The 19,523-nt window shown below is 37.6% G+C and carries 19 protein-coding genes and 1 pseudogene; 19 read left to right on the forward strand and 1 reads right to left on the reverse strand.

Features of this window, described 5'->3' with window-relative positions; translation table 11 throughout:
* The first annotated feature begins 18 nt into the window (after window positions 1-18).
* The 15 genes and pseudogenes from HWV59_RS23520 (at window position 19) to HWV59_RS23590 (ending at window position 12,081) form a co-directional block, all read left to right on the forward strand.
* Window positions 19-456, forward strand: coding sequence for a GNAT family N-acetyltransferase (locus HWV59_RS23520; RefSeq protein WP_175640485.1), 438 nt, complete (start codon window positions 19-21; stop codon window positions 454-456).
* Window positions 457-1,341, forward strand: coding sequence for a PHP domain-containing protein (locus tag HWV59_RS23525; protein WP_175640486.1), 885 nt, complete (start codon window positions 457-459; stop codon window positions 1,339-1,341). It abuts the gene before it with no gap.
* Between the two features lie 203 nt (window positions 1,342-1,544).
* On the forward strand, window positions 1,545-1,889 hold the full coding sequence (locus HWV59_RS23530) for a MerR family transcriptional regulator (protein WP_175640487.1): 345 nt from the start codon (window positions 1,545-1,547) through the stop codon (window positions 1,887-1,889).
* Entirely contained in the window at window positions 1,886-2,341 is a 456-nt protein-coding gene (locus tag HWV59_RS23535) for an SRPBCC family protein (RefSeq protein ID WP_102228498.1), read from the forward strand. Before HWV59_RS23530 ends, HWV59_RS23535 begins: the two co-directional genes overlap by 4 nt.
* Before the next feature lie 174 nt (window positions 2,342-2,515).
* Complete coding sequence (locus HWV59_RS23540) at window positions 2,516-3,415, forward strand: sulfite exporter TauE/SafE family protein (RefSeq protein WP_175640488.1); 900 nt, start codon at window positions 2,516-2,518, stop codon at window positions 3,413-3,415.
* Between the two features lie 181 nt (window positions 3,416-3,596).
* Window positions 3,597-4,121 carry an NADPH-dependent FMN reductase gene (ssuE, locus tag HWV59_RS23545; protein ID WP_102228500.1) on the forward strand — a complete coding sequence of 175 codons (525 nt, stop codon included), beginning with the start codon at window positions 3,597-3,599 and terminating at the stop codon, window positions 4,119-4,121.
* Window positions 4,122-4,198: 77 nt separating this feature from the next.
* Window positions 4,199-4,363, forward strand: coding sequence for a Fur-regulated basic protein FbpA (locus tag HWV59_RS23550; RefSeq protein ID WP_175640489.1), 165 nt, complete (start codon window positions 4,199-4,201; stop codon window positions 4,361-4,363).
* A 167-nt stretch (window positions 4,364-4,530) separates the two neighbouring features.
* Window positions 4,531-5,877 (forward strand): LLM class flavin-dependent oxidoreductase, encoded by a 1,347-nt coding sequence (locus HWV59_RS23555; RefSeq protein WP_175640490.1) that lies wholly within the window; start codon window positions 4,531-4,533, stop codon window positions 5,875-5,877.
* An 18-nt stretch (window positions 5,878-5,895) separates the two neighbouring features.
* Window positions 5,896-6,667, forward strand: a pseudogene (locus HWV59_RS23560) (ABC transporter ATP-binding protein).
* Window positions 6,668-6,679: 12 nt separating this feature from the next.
* Window positions 6,680-7,519 carry an ABC transporter permease gene (locus tag HWV59_RS23565; RefSeq protein WP_175640491.1) on the forward strand — a complete coding sequence of 280 codons (840 nt, stop codon included), beginning with the start codon at window positions 6,680-6,682 and terminating at the stop codon, window positions 7,517-7,519.
* Between the two features lie 66 nt (window positions 7,520-7,585).
* Window positions 7,586-8,605 (forward strand): aliphatic sulfonate ABC transporter substrate-binding protein, encoded by a 1,020-nt coding sequence (locus tag HWV59_RS23570; RefSeq protein ID WP_175640743.1) that lies wholly within the window; start codon window positions 7,586-7,588, stop codon window positions 8,603-8,605.
* 294 nt (window positions 8,606-8,899) lie between these two features.
* A complete protein-coding gene (locus tag HWV59_RS23575) occupies window positions 8,900-9,088 on the forward strand; it encodes a YezD family protein (protein ID WP_102228506.1) in 189 nt (62 codons plus the stop codon).
* A 195-nt stretch (window positions 9,089-9,283) separates the two neighbouring features.
* Window positions 9,284-9,859, forward strand: coding sequence for a TetR/AcrR family transcriptional regulator (locus HWV59_RS23580; protein WP_175640492.1), 576 nt, complete (start codon window positions 9,284-9,286; stop codon window positions 9,857-9,859).
* A gap of 49 nt (window positions 9,860-9,908) precedes the next feature.
* Window positions 9,909-11,345 (forward strand): DHA2 family efflux MFS transporter permease subunit, encoded by a 1,437-nt coding sequence (locus HWV59_RS23585; protein ID WP_175640744.1) that lies wholly within the window; start codon window positions 9,909-9,911, stop codon window positions 11,343-11,345.
* Between the two features lie 100 nt (window positions 11,346-11,445).
* On the forward strand, window positions 11,446-12,081 hold the full coding sequence (locus HWV59_RS23590) for a histidine phosphatase family protein (RefSeq protein WP_175640493.1): 636 nt from the start codon (window positions 11,446-11,448) through the stop codon (window positions 12,079-12,081).
* Between the two features lie 68 nt (window positions 12,082-12,149).
* Here HWV59_RS23590 and HWV59_RS23595 read toward each other — a convergent pair whose 3' ends face one another.
* Window positions 12,150-12,737 (reverse strand): TetR/AcrR family transcriptional regulator, encoded by a 588-nt coding sequence (locus tag HWV59_RS23595; RefSeq protein ID WP_102228509.1) that lies wholly within the window; start codon window positions 12,735-12,737, stop codon window positions 12,150-12,152.
* Between the two features lie 146 nt (window positions 12,738-12,883).
* On the opposite strand from HWV59_RS23595, the gene HWV59_RS23600 reads away from it, so the two are divergent.
* From HWV59_RS23600 to cysI, 4 genes are all read left to right on the forward strand, one after another.
* A complete protein-coding gene (locus HWV59_RS23600) occupies window positions 12,884-13,780 on the forward strand; it encodes an ABC transporter ATP-binding protein (RefSeq protein WP_175640494.1) in 897 nt (298 codons plus the stop codon).
* 7 nt (window positions 13,781-13,787) lie between these two features.
* Window positions 13,788-15,392 carry an ABC transporter permease gene (locus HWV59_RS23605; protein WP_175640495.1) on the forward strand — a complete coding sequence of 535 codons (1,605 nt, stop codon included), beginning with the start codon at window positions 13,788-13,790 and terminating at the stop codon, window positions 15,390-15,392.
* Between the two features lie 343 nt (window positions 15,393-15,735).
* Window positions 15,736-17,562, forward strand: coding sequence for an assimilatory sulfite reductase (NADPH) flavoprotein subunit (locus tag HWV59_RS23610; protein ID WP_175640496.1), 1,827 nt, complete (start codon window positions 15,736-15,738; stop codon window positions 17,560-17,562).
* Between the two features lie 30 nt (window positions 17,563-17,592).
* Window positions 17,593-19,311: an assimilatory sulfite reductase (NADPH) hemoprotein subunit gene (cysI, locus tag HWV59_RS23615; RefSeq protein ID WP_175640497.1), complete on the forward strand. Its 1,719-nt coding sequence runs from the start codon at window positions 17,593-17,595 to the stop codon at window positions 19,309-19,311.
* Window positions 19,312-19,523 lie beyond the last annotated feature (212 nt).

The following is a 19,523-nucleotide window of genomic DNA, read 5'->3' on the forward strand; positions in this document are numbered from 1 at the left end:
AAAAGGAAGTGAAAGAAATTGGATATCCATGAACTTAATAAACATGACTTACCTGCATATCTGGAATTATTAAGAGAACTTGATCAAGATCAGGTATTATCGCTGGAAGCCGGGGAAGAACTGCTAACTAACATTGCCGGCTATCCTTTTTATAAAGTGTATCTCGTTAAAAATGACCAGGATCAAATACTCGGCACGTTTTCCTTACTTATTTGTGATAACTTCGGGCACGGTGGAAGGAAATTTGCCATCGTCGAAAATGTGGTCGTTCATCCAACTCATAAACAAAAAGGGATCGGAAAGAACATGATGGAGTTAGCACGAACTATTTCTGCTGAGGAAGGTTGCTACAAAATCATGCTCTCCAGTAATCAGGCACGAACAGATGCTCATGCGTTTTATGATTCTCTTGGATTTACAAGACATGGGATTAGCTTTAGAACGGAGTTGAGATAAGTGATTGACTTACATTGTCATACGAATATATCGGATTGCTCTTATTCAATTGAGGAAGTGATTAGGACAGCAAAGCAAAATGGTGTAGAGCATCTTGCCATAACAGACCATGATACAACCAAAGGCTTAACGGAAGCAGTAGAAATCGGAAAAGAAGTTGGAGTTAATATAATCCCTGGAATAGAAATATCTGCATATGATTTTGCACGTAAGCGCCGAGCTCATATCCTTGGTTTGTACATTACACCACAACATCCTGCTATTGATAAACTGTGTCAGCCGCTAATTGAGAAGAGACATGAAATGTCAAAAAGAATGGTTGAAAAAATAATTGCTGCCGGCTATGACATTACATGGGAGAATGTTCAACAATTTGCTGAAAATGGAACAGGTGTTTACAAACAACATATCATGCATGCCTTAATCGAAAAAGGCTACACTGATCGAATTTATAGTCAGCTTTATAAGGATTTATTTTCAAGAGGAAGTGAAACGTCAAGCCCGGGAATCGCGTTTATGCCCATTGAGTACCTAAAAGCAGAGGATGCCATCTTGGCAATCCGCGAAGCTGGAGGTATCCCGGTATTAGCACACCCAGGTCAGTTTCAAAATTTCGATGCAGTAGAAGAATGGGTTAATCTTGGGTTGGAAGGAATAGAAGTGTCTCATCCTTTACACAATAAAGAAGACGAACAAAAAGCAAAAGACCTAGCAAAAAAATTCAACCTAATCCAAACAGGAGGCTCAGACTTCCACGGCTTCTACAGTGACACTAACTCAAAAATCGGATCACACACAACAAAACCAGAAGAATTCAACAAACTTAGGGCCAGGGGGACAGGTTCCTCGTCCCAGCTGGTTCGGAACAATTCAGCCTTGTCTTAATCTTTCTTATTATTAATGTAGTCATTTTCCTTTCTGATTTAACATATATCCTCTATGGTGTTTCCAAATTATACCAGGACAGTGGACCTGTCCCCTTGTCCCCGCCAAAAGCCACTTCATTGAAGGTGGCTTTTTATGTTTTTAAATAATTATTTGACCTTGTTGTGCACCACACAGTTTATGATTGGTTTGGGAGGACAAATATGTATAAAATAAGTGAATTCGCAAATCTTACAGGGTTAACCAAAGAAACTCTACGGTATTATGCGGAAGTAAAGTTGCTTGAGCCAGCTCACATTGATCCGAAAAATAACTATCGATACTATGATGATGGCAGTTATTTCTTGGCGATACTGTTGGTGAAATTACGAAGCTTAGGCTTTACGATTCAAGAAATGATCTCTGTCATGGAGAATGAATCGTTTGCCAATCTTGATACGTTGCTCCGTCAAAAGAGAAATAAAATCAAGATGGAAATCGAAGAGCTTCAACAACAAATGGATGAGATTGATGAATTTTTGTTATCGGGTGAGGAGGAAGAAAAATGATTCAATGGAAAGAAGAAATAACGATCAATAAAAACATTGAACATGTGTGGAGTTTGTTCTTAGATGAAAATATTAAAAGAATTATGCCTAAAGTCGAAGAACATAAAATAATTGAAAAAAAGGAACATGAAGTAGGGGCAAAGCATCAGCAAAAATACCGGGAAGGAAAAAGAGTCGAAACCTATATTGTAGAGACATTAGCTTATGAAGATACAGAAAATAAAAAGAAGAAACAAATACAATTTGTGCTTGGAAAAGCATTTGAAATATCATTAACTTTCATCCTTTTAAAAATGGATGAGGAAACAACAAATTTTATTTATGAAGGTCATAACAAAGGTGTGAATTTTGTCGGAAGAGCAATGATGAAATTAAGCAGTCAAAAAAGTAATCATGATGTAGTTCTGGAATTTTTACAAAGAGTACAGGCTGAAGCGATGAAAGGGTCATAATAAATAGGTATTTTAATAAATACTAGTTGACAGGTAGGAATTGTAGGGATTATAATCACATTAATTCAAAAATAAAATAAAAAAGCCGATCGGACGACCGAAGGCATAACCCATATTCGTATAGAGGGTTATGCCTTTTTTATTTTTATTTTTTATACAGAAAGGGTGTTTATGATGAAAAAGTTAATCATCTTTGCATTTATCGGTTTACTTGCGCAATTAATTGATGGAGCCTTAGGAATGGCATATGGTGTAACATCTACTACGCTTCTACTAACATTTGGAATTGCACCAGCAGTTGCTTCTGCATCTGTTCATCTAGCAGAGGTCGTAACGACTGCTGCGTCTGGAGCATCACATATAAAATTTGGGAATGTAGATAAGCAAGCGGTTTACCGTTTGATCATTCCAGGTTCAATTGGTGCCTTTCTTGGTGCAACATTTCTTAGTAATCTACCCGGAGATTTAGTCAAACCTTATATTTCTCTCTTTCTATTACTTTTAGGCGTATATGTTCTTACAAGATTCTTATTTAAATTCCGAACATCTGAGGAAAAGCAAGGAATTGGATTAAGTCGCAAGCAATCAATTCCATTGGGATTAATTGCAGGCTTTGCTGACGCAACAGGTGGTGGCGGCTGGGGACCAATCGCTACACCGGTGTTATTATCCCGTAAAGGAATGAGTGCACGCAAAGTAGTAGGTACAGTTGATACCAGTGAGTTTGCAATTGCGGTTTCTGCTACTTTAGGGTTCCTCATTTCGTTAGGTTGGGAGGAAGTTAACTGGTTGTGGGTTGGAGCATTAATGATAGGTGGAATTATTGCAGCTCCAATTGCAGCCTGGTTGGTACAAAAGGTTCCTGCACAGTTGATGGGTGTACTTGTTGGTGGATTTATTATCTTAGTGAATGCCAGAACAATTGTACACACATGGATCGAAAACGATGCTGTTTATCCATATATTTATATTGGGATTGCCTTAGTGTGGATAGTCGCTATTTTCTATACAGTCTCTAAACTAGGATCATACAAAAATTTAAATAAAGCACAAGATAAATCATTAGCTGACTAGAAAACTAGAGGCTCTCGAAACTAAGTAACATTTATTAGACGAGAGCCTTTTTGCTCTAATTGAATTGATTGCTGATCGGATATCCGAAGGCAAATTGGTTTTAATGAAAGGATAGACGGTCTAGGCAGAAGGATCAAAGTTTAATTTTGGTCTATGAAATCACATGAAAGGAAAGGTTCACATGACAAACATTTCTATTATTGTTGGGGCACCAAATGAGTACTCTCGTCTTTACGGCATATTAGACTTTATAACGAAATTGTTACAGGAAAAAGGGCTAGACTATGAAACTATTAACGTGCATACTTTACCAGCAGAAGACCTAATTCAAGCTAATTTTGATAGTGAAGCCATCATTCGAGCAAATGAAATTGTTAATAAATCTACAGGTGTAGTTATTCTAACTCCGGTATACAAAGCATCTTATTCAGGGATATTGAAGACATTTCTTGACCTTATACCACAAAAGGGATTGGAGGATAAAGTGATCCTTCCACTGATTTTGGGAGGAACATTTGGGCACCTGTTAGCTATACAGTATGCTTTAAATCCTGTGCTTTCAGTTTTGGGAGCAACTACTATATCAAATGGTGTATATACAATCGATCAGCAAATAGAACGATCTGGGGAGAATAAATTTGTTATCAATGAAGAAGCACAACAAAGATTAAAGGAAGGTCTTGAAGCATTTATTAGATTAATCTAATTTAGTATATTTTTGATTTCTTACCGAAAAATGTTTTTTGTCTTACATCTATTTTAAATTTAAGGAGGTTTAGATGAATGACAAAGCTTCGGCAAGCAGTTGAATTGAAAAAAGAAAAACTAATTATCCAGTTATTAGATTTAGGAATATATAAGAAGGAAGAACATCATCTTTACGAATTGACTCTATCAGAAATTGAACGTGAATATAGGAAGGGAAAGAAAAAAAAGTCGATTGGATAACAATAGACCTGATTGTTTTAGTACAAAGGCATGTTTCGGTAAGAAAGGAATCTAACTAGAAAGTCTACCTAATAAAAACTTAAGAAAAAATGTGACCAGAAAACTGGAGCAGCCTTTCAACAGATAAAGAAGGCTGCTCTTTTCTATAAAAAAAGGAGATGATTTTAATGACACATCAAAAACGTCAAATGAATTTAGGAGCATTTTTTATGATTCCGGGTCATCATGTTGCAGCTTGGAGACATTCTGAAAGTCAAACAGGTGAAATCTTATCGTTGGACCTATATCGGAAACTGGCTCAAACGGCAGAGCGCGGAAAATTCGATATGATCTTTTTTGCTGATGGATATGCTGTGCATGATCGAGATGGTGTTGGTATTGAACAAACGGTCAACGTTCGTCCTGATCCTTTAACATTACTTTCAGCCTTAGCTGTTGTGACAACTAATATAGGGTTAACCGCTACAGCTTCTACTACCTATAATGAACCGTTTCATTTAGCGAGAAAGTTTGCAACCATTGATCATCTAAGTCACGGTCGAGCAGCATGGAATGTTGTGACATCCTCGAGTGAAGCAGAAGCGTTAAATTTTAGTAAAGATCACCATCTAGAGCATAGTGTAAGGTATGAACGAGCTGAGGAGTTTGTAGAGGTAGTCAAGAAGCTTTGGGATAGTTGGGAAGATGATGCTTTGCTCATAAACAAAGTGGAAGGGAAATTTGCTAACCCAGCAAAAGTACATCAATTAAACCATAAAGGAAAATGGTTTTCAGTTAAGGGACCACTGAATATTTCAAGACCTGTGCAAGGACATCCAGTTATCATTCAAGCAGGTTCATCAGAATCGGGAAAAGAATTGGCTGCAAAGACAGCGGAGGTCATTTTTACTGCCTGGCAAACGTTAGGAGAGGCTCAGAATTTTTATCGGGATGTAAAGGGGCGTCTCAAGAAGTTTGGGAGATCAGCAGAATCGTTAAAAATCATGCCAGGTGTTTTTCCAGTCATTGGGAGGACAGAGAAGGAAGCAAATGAAAAGAAACAGCATCTGGTTGAATTAATCCCTGAAAAAGTGGGAGTAGGATTACTGTCAGCACTGATAAGCTATGATTTATCAAATTATTCGGTAGATGAGCCACTTCCAAACTTACCGGATATTAAGGATATCAATGGAGCTAAAACAAGATTTCAGCTTGTGAAAGATTTGGGTGACCGAGAAAACTTAACAATTCGACAGCTATACCAGCGAGTGGCGGGAGCGAGAGGACATAGAGAAATAAAGGGAACCCCAATTCAAATTGCTGATCAGTTGCAGGAGTGGTTTGAACAAGGTGCTGCAGATGGGTTTAATATTATGCCACCATACTTACCTGCAGGTTTAGATGATTTTGTTGATTTAGTTATTCCGGAATTACAGAACCGCGGGCTTTTTAGAGAAGAGTACACGGGTCAAACTTTACGAGATCATCTAGGGCTGCAAAGACCTTCCAATTATTTTACTGAGATTAATGTTTAATCAAGGAGGTAGATAAACATGTCGTTACTAGAAATAACTCAGCTTACTAAATCCTTTGAAAAAGGAAAAGAAGAAATGATCGTTTTAAAAGATATTACCTTACATGTAAAACAAGGAGAATTCATTACAGTAATAGGACCAAGTGGATGTGGAAAGAGTACTTTGCTTAAAGCCATTGCAGGTTTAGATACTGAATATTCAGGTGAAATAAAGCTAGACGGGGATAAGGTTACACGGGCTGGTATTAACCAGGGATTTATTTTTCAGGAACCTAGGTTGTTTCCATGGCTTACGGTGGAGAAGAATATTGCAGGAAATTTATCACTAAAAAATACAGAAGTAAAAGAGAGTGTTAAAAAGTTAATGGAGCTTGTTAGGTTAGAAGGGTTTGAAAAAGCATATCCAAAAGAATTATCGGGAGGGATGGCCCAGCGTGTTGCCATTGCAAGAGCTTTACTTAGGAAGCCAAAGGTGCTCCTGCTAGATGAACCATTTGGTGCATTGGATGCTTTCACTCGTTCTCATATGCAGGAAGCTTTGCTCGATATATGGAAGGAAGAAAAGACATCAATGATCTTTGTTACACATGACATAGATGAGGCTATATATTTTAGGGAACAAAGTCGTTATTATGAGTGCAAGGCCAGGTACTGTTCAAAATGTCATCTCAATCGATCTCCCATTTCCAAGAAAGAAGTCATCAAGAGCTTTCCAAGAGTTCCGTCACCTTGTGTTAGGAGAATTTGAAAAGGTGGAAGAGCTGGAATTAGTAAATAGTGCAGGTATTTAGGAGGGATAAAAATTGGAAAATCAATCAACATTATCTTTAGAAAAAATACAAACACTGAATAAGAAAAAAGTGAAAAGAAAAAAAGAGCTCGGGAAAGCAAGTAGTATTTTGAAAGGATTTATCTTACCTATTATAATAGTCGCTCTTTGGGAGTTAACAGGGATATTTGGGCTCATTTCTGATACATTACTTCCAAGACCAAGCTCAATTTTTATGACGTTTATTGACCTGATCATGACAGGAGATCTTATTACGCATTTCCAAATTAGTTTGTTAAGGGCAATCGGAGGATTTTTATTAGGAGGGATACTAGGCTTGCTGCTAGGTTTGGCCGTTGGGTTTAATCAAAGTGTTGAACAAACCGTAGATCCAACTCTACAAATGCTTAGGACGATTCCAACCTTAGCTGTCATCCCTCTTTTTATATTATGGTTTGGATTTGGAGAGGTTTCAAAGATCTTACTTATTGCAAAGGGAGCATTTTTCCCTTTATATGTGAACACCTTTCTTGGAATACGTGGTGTGGATTCTAAACTTTTTTCGGTAGCAAAAGTATTAGAATTTAGTAGATGGAAGCAAATTACCCTGTTAATATTACCGGCGGCACTACCAAATATATTGCTAGGCTTGAGGTTATCATTAGGTGTTTCCTGGCTGGCCTTAGTAGCAGCAGAACTAATGGGATCCAGTCAGGGTGTCGGCTATCTCATCATGGATGCCAGACAGTTTTCTCAAACATCCATAGTGTTTGTGGGTATTATAATATTTGCTGTATTTGGTAAAGTATCAGATTCATTTGTTCGAATTTTTGAACACAGACTCTTAAAATGGCAGGATAATTTTCAAGGGTAAATGAAGGATATTTATTGTTTTAAATCCGAGTAAGTATATATGAAAGATAGGAGAGGGGTCTTGTTTATGGTAGGGAAAATAAAAGCAATGGTTGGGTTAACATTCATTGCATTCATTCTTGTTTTAAGTGCTTGCAGCAATTCAACAAGTAATGAAACATCTTCTAAGGTTGAAGCTCAAAGTAAGGGTAGCAAAGAAGTTGTCGTTAACATTGGCGTTCAGGGAAAGACGGGAATTCTGCCTTATGCAAGGGAGAAACAATATTTTGAAAAAGCATTTGAGAAAGAAGGGGTTAAAGTAACCTGGAATGAGTTTGCGAGTGGACCACCACATTTTGAGGCCCTTGCATCAGGAAGGTTGGATTTTGGTGCTGTTGGAGGTACTCCAGTTATTGCTGGACAGTCAGGTAATGTTGATTTTAAGGCTATTGCTGTCCTTAGTGATGGAAAGAAAGGAAATTCTATCATTGTACCCAAAGGAAGCTCCATTAAAGAAATAGCAGATTTAAAGGGGAAGAAAATAGGTGTAGCAAAGGGAAGCAGTGCTTATCATTTCTTATATATGGCCTTAGACCGTGGAGGGTTAAAGGATAGCGACATTGAGATTATTCAACTTCAACCAGATGAAGCTAGACCAGCTTTAGATAACGGTTCAATTGACGCTTGGTCAATTTGGGAACCATATGCAACTACTGCTGTTTTTCAAACAGGGGCAAAAGTTTTAGTAACTGGAGAAGATTTGAATATTAATGCCCCAAGCTTTTTAATTGCCAGAACAGAGTTTACAGAAACGCATCCCGATTTAACCGTGTTATTTCTAAAGACATATGAAGAGGTTCAACAGCATTTTGTTGCAGATATTGATGGGGTTTCTAAAGAAATAGCAGAAGCGCAAAAGGTCGACGTAGAAATCATTCAGTCGGTTTTAAAGAATTCAGAGCCTATTTTATCACCAACAACTGATGATTTTGCAAAAGCACATCAAGAACAAGCAGATTTCCTATATTCAGTTGGTGGGATTGATCGGGAATTGGATACGTCCAAAGTCATTGAAAATAAATTTGTGGATGAGGCAGTGGGGAAATAATCATCCCAAAACCAAACAGGTTTGACCTGTTTGGTTTTTTAATAAAAAATTGTGGGATTATTTGCAAAGAAGTAGTTGCTTTAGTAAGGGATGCATAATATGATAAAAAGTATATAAATCTTATAGAAATACTTGGTATTAAAGAAGAGTTAATGTAGTAGACCATTGTCGCTTATGGGCTGTGCATCTATAACAAAAATTTGTACAATGCTGTTAATTCAATTAAAGAAACTTTGGTCACTAATAAGAGATACAATGTTTATGTTCTTACTTAGGAATGAGGGAGAGGATATAGTGGCTTCAAAAAATAAGATCGACCAAGAAGTAATTGATAAAATTGTTAGTTTCTTAGAGAACATGGAGTATGGAACCGTGCAAATTACAGTACATGATTCTCAGGTTACTCAAATTGAAAAAGGAGAGAAATATCGGTTTGCATTAAAGAAAAATAACAAACCACTAAAGACGGTCAAAGATGAATAATGGTAAGAAAAACTAAGGCTTGTTCACCAATTTTATGGGAAAAGTCTTAGTTTTTTTAATCCTTAAAACAGTATCCTTCGAGTTTATGTCATATAATTTATTCCCTTCAAAAAGGCCATCATATCAATTGACTTATTGTGTAAATTCCTATACTATTTTCTAGACCGGTTGTTATAATTTTGAGGTGAGCATCATATGAAAAAGAAGCAGGACACAAAGGACTTGATCTTGCAAAGCGCAACACGCTTATTTCAACGGCAAGGTTATAACGGAACAGGGCTTAATCAAATTATTGAGGAAAGCGGTGCTCCAAAAGGTTCTATTTATTATCATTTTCCGAATGGAAAAGAAGAAATTGCATTAGAAGCTATTTCGGTAATGAGAAAGCTTGTGATGGAGGGAGCTGAGACAGATTTAAGTGCAAAAAATTCAGCTGCAGAAGCATTTGAATTTTATGCAAATAACATAGCTTCTGTATTTGATACGAGAGACTGTGTTGTGGAGGGGCTATCTATCGGATTAATTGCTTCAGAAACGGCCTCAACACATGAGAAGCTTCGTCATGCATGTGAATTGGTTTTTAAAGATTGGCAATCGTTATACGCTGACATACTTGAACAGTATGGATTTGAAAAAAAGAGAGCTAAAGAATTAGGACTAACAATCACGGCAATGATAGAAGGGGCATGTCTATTGTCGATCACATATCAAAATGGCGATCCTTTAAGGATGATTGCGAAGCAGTTATCTTTAGTATTAAAAACAATATAGAGAAAGATTTATGTAGGAGGAAACAGAGATGGAAATGGGTAATACACAAATGAAAACTGGAGATGTGGAGATAGGCAATTTGCGCGTTGTGCCAATTATTATCTCATTTGTTGTTGCCGGATTTATCGGTTTGTTTAGTGAAACAGCTCTTAATATGGCTTTAACAAATTTAATCGAAAACTTTGGGATTCATGAAACAACTGCACAGTGGCTGACTACTGGGTATTTACTTACACTTGGCGTATTAGTGCCGGTATCAGGACTTATTATGCAATGGTTTACGACAAGGCAATTATTTATTACAGCACTTGTTGCATCAATAATCGGGACATTTATAGCAGCGATTGCTCCAAGTTTTACAGTTTTAATGATTGCACGTGTGGTGCAGGCAATTGGAACAGCTTTATTGCTACCGTTAATGTTTAACACGATATTATTAATCGTGCCGCCACATAAGCGTGGAAGAATTATGGGAATTATTGGTCTTGTTATCATGTTCGCACCTGCAGTTGGTCCAACAATTTCTGGACTTATTCTTAATAATTTAACATGGCATTGGATTTTCTGGATTTCTCTTCCGCTTTTAATTGGCGCTCTTATTTTCGGGTTCTTCTTTATGCAGAATGTTACAACACCAACTAAGCCTAAGATTGATGTATTGTCTATCGTGTTATCTACTATTGGATTTGGAGGAATTGTCTTTGGATTTAGTAGTGCTGGAGAAGGCGGCGGCTGGGGAAGCCCAATTGTCATTACAGCGATTGGTATTGGTTTAATTTCTTTAGTTCTTTTTTCAATAAGACAAGTGAAGATGCAGCAGCCAATGCTTAATTTACGTGCATTTAAATATCCGATGTTTACTATTGGTCTGTTATTGATTCTTGTTTGTATGATGGTCTTACTTTCAACGATGATTTTATTGCCACTTTACTTGCAAACATCATTAGCGTTGACTACATTTGCTGCTGGGCTGCTTCTTTTACCAGGAGGAATTATTAACGGCATTCTTTCACCAGTTATGGGTGGCTTGTTTGATAAATTCGGTCCAAAATGGCTGGTTATGATTGGAATTCTGATTATAACTGGAGCAATGATTGGGTTCTCAACCATTACAATTGAAACGGGCTCAGCCTTCATCATTGGCTTACACATCGTAACAATGGTAGGTGTATCCATGGTAATGATGCCTGCACAAACAAATGGATTGAATCAATTACCACGTGAGTTATATCCAGATGGAACAGCGATTATGAATACATTACAACAAGTTGCCGGCGCAATTGGAACGGCAATTGCCATTTCTATTTTATCTTCTGGTTCAGAAGGATTTATGGCTACTGTTGAAGATAAAGCAAATCCTTTAAATCCGCTTCTCGCTTTTACGGCAGGGGTTCAGGATGCATTTCTTTTTGCGATTATCATGGCAGTGATAGGGTTTGTTATTTCCCTATTTATTAAACGTGTAAAAGTGGAACATCCAATGTAACTCTCGAAACAGTCTTACTATTAAATTTAGTGAGGCTGTTTTTACTTTTGATCAATATGCTAAAATATCAATTAGATAGATAAAAAAGGACGTGTACATAATGGCTAGTGAAAAAAAAGTAACACTGTATTTTGTTCGTCATGGAGAAACCCAGTATAATGTTGAAAGAAGAATGCAAGGTTTTTGTGATTCACCATTAACTGAAAAAGGAATTTTACAAGCAAAATCTGTTGGAAAAGGTTTATCAGACATTCCTTTTATCGCGGCTTACTCAAGTGATAGCCAACGAGTTCAAGACACAGCAAAGTATGCAATTGGTGATAGAGATATTCCGTTAATGATTGATAAAAGACTGAAGGAAATGAACTTTGGTGTTTTAGAAGCGTTGCTGGAAGATGAAATACCATCTCTATATGGGGATGCGCTTGAGAAATTATTCAGCCTTGATGTAAATGCATCTGCACCTGAGGGCGAATCATATGCACAGCTTTTTACAAGAACAGAACAGGCTGTGAAAGAAATAGTAGAAAAACATGCTTCAGAAGGTGGAAATATTCTCATCTTTTCACATGGAGTTACGATCGGAAATTACATCATTCAAGTTACAAAAAGTAAAGAATTCCAAGTACATGATAACTGCAGTGTTTCAGTTGTAAGTTATGAAAATGGTCAATTAGAGGTTGAAAAAATTGCTGATCCTTCTTATAGAAATGAAGGTAGTAAACAACTGATGTGAGACATTTGATCAAATTGGGTTTTAGGCGCATGAGTTTAATTCAGGCGCCTAGTTCTTTTTTATTGACATTATTCCCGCTCTTTCCCCATAATGCCATAGAAAAAAATATTTGTAATATCCTCAGTAAGTGGCAGGATCTTCTGATAAACGTCTTCCCGCTGAATATAATCTTTTAACATATAAATATAAAATAACATCGCTTCTTCTGATAAGTTCTGATCAATATAGCCTTGATCTTTTCCCTCTTTAAATAAAAGATGAAGGTAAGGAACAGCTTTTTCGGCATATATTTTTTCTATATAATTACCTTCTGAAGAGTATTCCTTCATTAAATACTGATAAAATTCCTCGTTAATAGAACTGGCAACTTCCTTTTTATTAAAAATAATCATTTTAATTTTCTCAGGGAATGGTTTGTCGCTGTGAATAACTTTTTCAAAGTTACTTGATGCCTTATCAATATAGTAGAGAAAAACTTCGTTTACAAGATTGTGCTTGCTTTCAAAATAATTATATATAGTAACTTGTGATACATTTGCTTTTTTCGCTATATCTGAAATAGATACCTTTTGAACGCCAAAGTCCATAAATAATTGCAATGCTGCTTCTAATATATTCAGTTTCTTTTGCTCTCTTCGTCGTTGAAATCCGTCCAAATTTCTTCACCTCATTCTTAGTTTAATCAAAAATATGAAATATCACAAATGAATGAGTTCAAAAATACCTTGAAAAGGAGTTTGTTTTTGTATATTATGAAATTTATAAGTTAAAATATTTCAAAACTTATAAAAGGGGGAGAATAATGTCGATCCTAAAAGGGGTAAATATATCAAAGAAATTTGGAAAATTCACAGCGTTGAATCATGTGAATATTGAAGTAAACCAAGGAGAAGTGTATGGATTTATTGGCCCGAATGGTGCAGGGAAATCCACTACGATACGAATATTATTAGGAATTTTAAAAGCATCAAGTGGTGAAGTGAAGATTTTTGGAAAAGATGCATGGAAGGACGCGGTTGATATTCATAGGCAGTTAGCCTATGTACCGGGTGATGTAAATCTATGGCCTAACTTAACAGGTGGTGAAGTTATAGATTTATTCATGAAACTGCAAGGGGGATCTACGAATAAAAATCGCAGGGAAGAATTAATACAGCGATTTAATTTAGACCCTACAAAGAAGTGTCGCACCTATTCAAAGGGAAACCGTCAAAAAGTGGCGTTAATTGCAGCATTTTCAACTGAAGCAGACCTGTTTATATTAGATGAACCAACATCTGGTCTTGATCCGTTAATGGAGAAAGTGTTCCAGGAATGTGTGTTGGAAGCAAAAAAGGATGGAAAAAGTGTGCTTCTTTCTAGCCATATTTTATCAGAGGTTGAAAAACTTTGTGATCGAGTAGGGATCATTAGACACGGAGAAATCATCGAAACTGGAACACTGGATGAGCTTCGTCATCTTACAAGAACAAACTTAGTTATTCAAACAAAACAGCCTATTGTGGAGCTTGAAAAGGTGAAGGGTGTTCATGAAATAGTCGGCGAGAACTTGGAATTTTCTTTTCAAGTAGATGGAAAGGACCTTGACGAGGTGATCCGATATGTTTCTCAGTTTGGCCTTGTTAAATTAGAGAGTAATCCGCCAACATTAGAAGATTTGTTTATGAGCCATTATGATGAAACACAGAGCGGGAGGTAGAGCTTGGATGTGGAAACAGCTTTTTAGTGAAACAGGAACAATGACTCGTTTCCTCATAAGAAGGGATCGAATCCGTTTTCCAGTTTGGCTAATCGTATTATCCTTTATCACAATTTTAACAGCAACAGCTTTCACAGGTTTATATAAATCAGAGCAAGAAAGACAGGCAATTGCTGAAACCATGAAAAACCCGGCCATGACAGCGATGGTTGGGCCAGGATATGGATTAGATCATTATACAGAGGGACCGATGATGGCACATCAAATGCTGCTGTTTACTGCGATTGTCGTGGCCATTATGAGCATTTTACTTGTAACAAGACATACACGTGCAGATGAAGAAGAAGGCAGATTGGAATTAATTCGGTCCCTTCCTGTTGGGCGTCTTTCATCATTAAGTGCGACAATGATCGTGTTAATTGCAATGAATAGTTTACTAGCTGTCATCATTGGCGTAGGTTTATATAGTTTACAAATAGATAGTATGAATCTTGAAGGATCCTTATTATACGGCACTGTTCTTGGAACAACAGGTATATTTTTCAGCTCTGTCACAGCCCTTTTTGCTCAAGTGTCATCAAATGCTAGAGGGACAATTGGCTTTTCCTTTGCAGTGCTGGGAATCTCCTATTTATTACGGGCAATCGGTGATGTGAGTAATGAAACAATTTCCTGGTTTTCACCATTAGGCTGGGGATTGAAAACCGAAGTATATGTGAACAATTATTGGTGGCCGATTGGATTAACCATCTTTCTTTCTATTGTTCTTATAATTATTGCTTATTATTTAAATACAATTCGTGACTTGGACGCAGGGTTTATTTCATCAAGACCTGGACGAAAGCATGCAACACGATTTTTGCAAAGTCCGTTTGGGCTGGCACTTAGAATCCAACGTACATCTATCATCACATGGGCAATCGGAATGTTCATTTTAGGTGTATCATACGGATCAGTGTTTGGAGATTTAGAATCGTTTTTTTCAAATAATGAGATGATAAGTCAAATGCTATCTCCAGTTGAGGGCTTAACATTAACTGAACAATTTGTTTCCATGTTAATGTCTGTTATTTCAATGATCTGTACTGTACCCGCATTAATGATTCTCCTTAAACTTAAGGGTGAAGAAAAACGAAATCGGACAGAGAATTTACTGACTCGTGCTGTATCCCGGTTTAAACTACTGGGGGGATACTTACTTCTTTCCATTTTACTAGGATTTGTGATGGTATGTTTAGCGACACTTGGACTTTGGGCTGCAGCAGCAAGTGTCATGCAAGACCCTATTTCTTTTAGTCTCTTATTTAAAGCTGCGGCCGTTTATTTACCGGCGATATGGACGATGACAGGTTTAGCTGCATTGGTTATTGGTGTTATCCCTAAATTTTCCGGATTTGCTTGGTTGTATTTAGGATATTCCTTCTTCGTTGTTTATTTAGGAAAAATGCTTCAATTTCCGGAATGGATGGGGAATCTGTCACCATACGGTCATGTTCCACAGCTTCCTGTTGAGGAAATAAACTATGTTTCTCTTACTATATTAACTAGTATTGCTGTTGTTCTTATGTTCAGCGGGTTTATCGGATATAGAAGGCGGGACATAGAAGGGTAGGATTGGAGTCCTCTACTAGCATAGCAGGCGGCTAGTAGGGGCTTTTTGGATTGGCACGGTTTGTTTCGGTTTCGCCGATGTAATTTACTACTAATGCCTCCGAATTTCACCTTATGTAGGAGAAAATAAAGAGAGGAAATATAGATCTCGCTTTTAAAAATTAAGCAAAATATGACAAAAAACTTTTTAATTCTTCACACAATTAATTCCAACTTTATTGATAGGAATAATGAGTTGTGGTAAAATGAATTATATTTTTTACTTGTATGTGAGCAAAAAATGATGGAAACTAGGAATTATGAAATAATTTGTACAAGTATATTTCTTTGTGAGGTGGATTTTGTTGCAACTTCAGGTAATGAACAGTCCGTTTAATCAGGAGCAAGCAGAGCTCCTCAATCGTCTTCTGCCAACTTTGACAGAATCTCAAAAAGTCTGGTTGAGCGGATATCTAGCTGCTACTCAGTCTGGTTCTGCTGGTGTTCCTGCTGCTACTGAGGCACCTGTAGTAGAAGCAGTTGCTCAAGCTAACGTAAAGCCGGTATCAAAAGATATTACAATTCTTTATGGTTCACAAACAGGTAATGCCCAAAGCCTTGCTGAAAAGTCAGGCAAAACACTTGAAGAACGCGGATACAAAGTGACTGTATCATCGATGAGTGATTTCAAACCGAATAATTTGAAAAAGTTGGAGAATCTCCTTATTGTTGTGAGTACACATGGAGAGGGAGATCCGCCGGATAATGCTCTATCATTCCATGAGTTTCTACATGGAAAACGTGCTCCAAAGCTGGATGACCTTCGCTTCTCAGTGCTATCACTTGGTGATAGCTCATATGAATTTTTCTGTCAAACAGGAAAAGAATTTGATCAACGGTTGGAGGATCTTGGGGGAACTCGTTTATACCCGCGTATTGACTGTGATCTTGACTTTGATGAGCCTGCTGCAGAATGGATTGAAGGTGTGTATGCAGGATTAAGTGAAGCAGCCTCAACAGAAGCAGAATCTGCTCAAACTGTTGCTGCTACTCCAGCTGCTGTGGAATCAGCTTATTCTCGTACAAACCCATTTAAAGCAGAGGTCCTTGAAAACCTTAATTTAAATGGTCGTGGTTCAAATAAAGAAACACGTCATGTAGAGTTGTCTCTTGAAGGTTCCGGTCTAATTTATGAGCCAGGGGATAGTCTTGGCGTGTACCCTGAGAACGATCCTGAGCTTGTTGGATTAATTCTAGAAACAACAAAATGGGATGAAAATCAAAAGGTTACAGTGAATAAAGAGGAAGTATCACTGAAAGAAGCTTTAAGCAAAAAGCTTGAAATTACTGTTCTTACAAAGCCTCTTATTGAAAAAGCAGCACAGCTTTCTTCAAATGGGGATTTAAAAGCTCTTGTTGCTCCGGAGAAAATCAATGAATTAAAAGCATATATTGATGGTCGTGATTTATTAGATTTACTTCGTGACTTTGGACCATGGGATGTTTCGGCACAGGATTTTGTTGCGATATTACGTAAAATGCCGTCCCGTCTCTATTCTATTTCTAGCAGTCTATCAGCAAATCCGGAAGAAGTTCACTTAACCATTGGCGCAGTTCGTTATGAAACACATGGACGTAAACGCAATGGCGTTGCTTCAATTTTAACAGCAGAACGTCTTCAGCCTGGTGATACGTTACCAGTCTATGTTCAAAATAACCAAAACTTTAAACTTCCAGAAAATCCGGACACACCGATCATTATGGTAGGACCTGGTACAGGTGTAGCACCTTTCCGTTCCTTTATGCAAGAGCGTGAAGAAACTGGTGCAGAAGGTAAGTCCTGGATGTTCTTTGGAGATCAGCATTTTGTAACAGATTTCCTATATCAAACAGAATGGCAAAAATGGATAAAAGACGGTGTCTTAACAAAAATGGATGTTGCGTTCTCACGCGATACTGAAGAAAAAGTCTATGTACAACACCGGATGCTTGCACACAGCAAAGAATTATTTGAATGGCTTGAAGAAGGTGCTGTTGTTTACATCTGCGGTGATGAGAAGCATATGGCACATGATGTGCATAATACTCTTATCGATATTATTGAAAAAGAAGGCGGGTTAAGCCGTGAAAAAGCGGAAAGCTACCTTGCCGACATGCAGCAAACGAAACGCTATCAGCGTGATGTATATTGATCTTTGATTGAAAGGAGATTTTAAAAGAACATGGCGAACCAAATATTAAAAGCACCAGAAGGCGCTCCAAGTGATGTTGAACGTATTAAAGAAGAAAGTGACTACTTGCGCGGTACGCTAAAAGAATCCATGCTTGAGCGACTAAGCGCCGGGATCTCTGATGATGATAACCGCCTGATGAAGCACCACGGAAGCTATTTGCAGGATGATCGTGACCTTCGCAATGAACGTCAGAAGCAAAAATTAGAGCCAGCTTATCAATTTATGCTGCGTGTTCGATTACCTGGCGGTGTGGCAACACCTGACCAATGGCTAGTAATGGATGATCTTGCAAATAAATACGGAAATGGAACATTAAAGCTTACAACACGTATGACATTCCAACTGCACGGTATATTAAAGTGGGATATGAAGCCGACAATTCAAGGTATTCATGCCTCCATGATGGATACGATTGCTGCATGTGGGGACGTTAACCGTAATGTAATGTGTGTGGCAAATCCGTATCAATCTAACGTCCATGAAGAGGTGTACGAATGGTCTAAAAAACTAAGTGATGATTTACTACCACGTACAAGAGCTTATCACGAGATCTGGCTTGATGAAGAAAGAGTTGCAGGTACACCTGATACTGAAGAAGTTGAGCCAATGTATGGCCCGCTATATTTACCACGTAAATTTAAAATCGGGATTGCAGTACCACCGTCAAATGATGTAGATATTTTTTCTCAAGACTTAGGCTTCATCGCGATTGTTGAAAACGACAAGCTAGTTGGTTTTAACGTAGCGATTGGTGGTGGAATGGGTATGTCACATGGTGACAAAGCAACATATCCACAGCTTGCAAAAGTAATCGGCTTCTGTAAACCAGAACAAATTTACGATGTTGCTGAAAAAATCATTACGATTCAACGTGATTACGGAAATCGTTCTGCACGTAAAAATGCACGTTTCAAATATACTGTTGATCGTTTAGGATTAGAAAATGTAGTAGAAGAACTTCATAACCGTCTTGGCTGGAGCCTTGATGATGCTAAGCCATTCAACTTTGACCATAACGGAGACCGCTATGGCTGGGTAAAAGGTGTGAAAGGAAAATGGAACTTCACATTATTCGTTGAAGGCGGCCGTGTAACAGATTATGAAGACTACAAGCTGATGACAGGAATAAGAGAAATCGCAAAAGTTCACAAAGGCGACTTCCGATTAACAGCGAACCAAAACCTAATCATTGGAAATGTATCAACTCAAAAGAAGAAAAAAATTACCGAAATTATTGAAAAATACGGCTTAACTGATGGTAAGCATTATTCTGCATTACGTCGCAGTGCACTTGCATGTGTTGCGTTACCAACATGTGGTTTAGCGATGGCTGAAGCAGAACGCTACCTGCCAACACTAATTGATAAAATCGATGAAATCGTAGATCAAAACGGACTTAATGATAAAGAGATCACGATCCGTATGACAGGCTGTCCAAACGGATGTGCACGCCATGCATTAGGTGAAATCGGCTTTATTGGAAAAGCTCCTGGTAAATACAATATGTACTTAGGTGCTGCACATGACGGAACGCGTCTAAGCAAAATGTACCGTGAAAACATCGGAGAAGCAGAAATCCTGAAAGAGCTTGGAACAATTCTTCCACGCTATGCAAAAGAGCGCCAAGAAAACGAGCACTTCGGTGATTTCGTCATCCGTGCAGGTATTATTACAGCAACAACAGATGGTACTAATTTTCATGATTGATAACTGAGAGACAAGGAGAAATCCTTGTCTTTTGTTTTTAAGAAATGTCCGTTTTCATTCCTTCTATGCAAATTTATTTGCAGTAAAGAACTTTATTTTGTAAATAAAATTTTTGTCTAAGTTCCATGACTTGCAACGATGGTTATTTCATGATATATTATCTTTAAATCGAGATATTTTAATTAAGTGCATTGAAGAATAATAAGAATAAC

The sequence above is a fragment of the Metabacillus schmidteae genome, from assembly GCF_903166545.1.
GTDB lineage: Bacteria > Bacillota > Bacilli > Bacillales > Bacillaceae > Metabacillus > Metabacillus schmidteae.

Coding starts and splice junctions, on each gene's coding strand:
- HWV59_RS23570 (WP_175640743.1), top strand. CDS start 7,586: ATGGTAGGGAAAATAAAAGCAATGGTTGGGTTAACATTCATTGCATTC.
- HWV59_RS23530 (WP_175640487.1), top strand. CDS start 1,545: ATGTATAAAATAAGTGAATTCGCAAATCTTACAGGGTTAACCAAAGAA.
- HWV59_RS23600 (WP_175640494.1), top strand. CDS start 12,884: ATGTCGATCCTAAAAGGGGTAAATATATCAAAGAAATTTGGAAAATTC.
- HWV59_RS23550 (WP_175640489.1), top strand. CDS start 4,199: ATGACAAAGCTTCGGCAAGCAGTTGAATTGAAAAAAGAAAAACTAATT.
- ssuE (WP_102228500.1), top strand. CDS start 3,597: ATGACAAACATTTCTATTATTGTTGGGGCACCAAATGAGTACTCTCGT.
- HWV59_RS23535 (WP_102228498.1), top strand. CDS start 1,886: ATGATTCAATGGAAAGAAGAAATAACGATCAATAAAAACATTGAACAT.
- HWV59_RS23590 (WP_175640493.1), top strand. CDS start 11,446: ATGGCTAGTGAAAAAAAAGTAACACTGTATTTTGTTCGTCATGGAGAA.
- HWV59_RS23605 (WP_175640495.1), top strand. CDS start 13,788: ATGTGGAAACAGCTTTTTAGTGAAACAGGAACAATGACTCGTTTCCTC.
- HWV59_RS23580 (WP_175640492.1), top strand. CDS start 9,284: ATGAAAAAGAAGCAGGACACAAAGGACTTGATCTTGCAAAGCGCAACA.
- HWV59_RS23555 (WP_175640490.1), top strand. CDS start 4,531: ATGACACATCAAAAACGTCAAATGAATTTAGGAGCATTTTTTATGATT.
- cysI (WP_175640497.1), top strand. CDS start 17,593: ATGGCGAACCAAATATTAAAAGCACCAGAAGGCGCTCCAAGTGATGTT.
- HWV59_RS23585 (WP_175640744.1), top strand. CDS start 9,909: ATGAAAACTGGAGATGTGGAGATAGGCAATTTGCGCGTTGTGCCAATT.
- HWV59_RS23540 (WP_175640488.1), top strand. CDS start 2,516: ATGAAAAAGTTAATCATCTTTGCATTTATCGGTTTACTTGCGCAATTA.